Raw genomic sequence first — 773 nt, 5'->3', positions numbered from 1 at the left:
GCGGCGCGTGTCGTATCTGTCGCTCTCGCCAACAAGACTGCCAGGATTGTCTGGGCACTTCTCACAACGGGCAATGCATACAGCGCCAGGAGCGCCTGAAAGAATTCAGAGATTTGCCCTCGTCGAACACCAGAAGCGACGAAGGTGAATGTGCGGAGTGGTGAGATATGATGGCGAACCGGTCAGGCCGGGGAGAGGATAAACCCGACGGGACCAAGCGCAGCAAAAGCGCGCAGAGGTGATCAGGGATCCAATCCGCGGACTTCATCAGGGCCAGCAGCCCCCGGGCTGCGCAAACAGGCCGGACACATGGCTGCACCCGACCACCAAAATCATACTTTCCACTTGCATCGTCAGGGCCGTCCACACATGGTCCCCATTTTTCGGACAGGGCGATAAGCTATTATCTGGCCTGAACGAGGACGGGTTCTATGGGCAAGATTACGCGGAAACGGTATGCGGCAGAGTTCAAGTCACGGGTTGCGCTGGAGGCGATCCGTGGGGAACTGACGCTGGCGGAACTGGCTTCGAAACATGGGGTACATCAGACGATGATCGCCCAGTGGAAACGGCAGGCGATCGAGGGGATGGCGGCGACCTTTTCCGGGAAGACGGTGTCTGAGCCCCCGGTCAGCCCAGCTGATGTGGAGAAACTGCACGCGAAGATAGGCGAACTTCTCGTGGAACGGGATTTTTTACGCGATGCCTCTGCTCGGTTGGGCGTGATCAGAGGCGGCAGATGATTGACCCGAAGCGAGCGCGTCTGCCGATAA

The 773-nt window shown here is 58.7% G+C and carries 1 pseudogene; it reads left to right on the top strand.

Annotation, left to right across the window (positions count from 1 at the left end):
• Positions 1–431: 431 nt before the first annotated feature.
• A pseudogene (locus tag CFR76_RS17530) lies at positions 432–773 on the top strand (transposase); the annotation flags it as partial.

The sequence above is a fragment of the Komagataeibacter swingsii genome (assembly GCF_003207895.1).
GTDB lineage: Bacteria > Pseudomonadota > Alphaproteobacteria > Acetobacterales > Acetobacteraceae > Komagataeibacter > Komagataeibacter swingsii.
Note: the sequence above shows the minus strand (reverse complement) of the source record. Positions and strands in the feature narration are given on the sequence as shown.